The organism is Streptomyces flavofungini (genome assembly GCF_041028215.1).
In the GTDB taxonomy this organism is placed as follows: domain Bacteria; phylum Actinomycetota; class Actinomycetes; order Streptomycetales; family Streptomycetaceae; genus Streptomyces; species Streptomyces flavofungini_B.
Window position 1 is genome coordinate 1 of record NZ_JASKYR010001421.1, and the last position, 825, is coordinate 825.

At 74.7% G+C, this 825-nt stretch carries 2 protein-coding genes; one reads left to right on the plus strand and one right to left on the minus strand.

All coding sequences use genetic code 11. The annotated features are described in order from the left end of the window. On the plus strand, positions 1-433 hold a 433-nt coding region (locus AB8Z36_RS41430; protein WP_369218487.1), incomplete at its 5' end, for a CAP domain-containing protein. A gap of 32 nt (positions 434-465) precedes the next feature. Here the strand turns inward: AB8Z36_RS41430 and AB8Z36_RS41435 are convergent. Then, on the minus strand, positions 466-645 hold the full coding sequence (locus AB8Z36_RS41435; RefSeq protein WP_369218488.1) for a hypothetical protein: 180 nt from the start codon (positions 643-645) through the stop codon (positions 466-468). Between the last annotated feature and the right edge of the window lie 180 nt (positions 646-825).

An 825-nucleotide genomic window follows, 5' to 3' on the forward strand; every position in this document is an offset into this window, starting at 1 on the left:
CCGCAGGAACGAACTGACCGGTCTCGATGGCGACGCGGCCCCCGCCCCGAACGGCGCCGCCGACCAGGTCCTCTCGCTGGTCAACGCCGAGCGCTCGAAGGCGGGTTGCGGCCCCGTCACCGCCAACTCCAAGCTCGCCACGGCCGCCACCAAGCACTCCGCGGACATGGACGCCCGCGACTACTTCGACCACAACAGCCCGGACGGCACCGACCCCGGCGACCGCATCACCGCCGCCGGGTACCAGTGGAGCACCTACGGCGAGAACATCGCCCGCGGCCAGCAGACCCCCGCCTCGGTGATGGAGTCCTGGATGAACAGCTCGGGCCACCGCGCCAACATCCTGAACTGCGCCTTCAAGGAGATGGGCGTCGGCATCCACCGGGCCTCCGGCGGCCCCTGGTGGACACAGGCGTTCGGCACCGCGCGCTGACGGCGCCCCGGGCCGCCGTGCGGCACCGGCTCTCAGCCGACGTGCTGCGAGTGGAACTGCTCCAGGCGGCGCTGCGCCAGGGAGAGGGCGCCGCGCTGGCGGCCCGGCACCTGACGGCGCAGGGCGATCATGGCCGGGCCGAGCGCGCGTACGGTCTCGGCGTCGCGCACCCGGTCCCAGAGGTGGTGCGCGCGGTCCGCCGCGGCCTCCACCTCCGGGGAGTCGGTGGTCTGGCCCGCCTGACGGCGGGCCAGGTCTCGCAGCCGCGCGCGGGGTCACCGGCCGCGGCCACGGCGAGCCAGGTCTCGCAGCCGCGCGCGGGGTCACCGGCGAAGCGGGCGAGGTCGGCGCGGACTTCCATCCAATGGATGACCTCGTTCGCACCGGGTCCG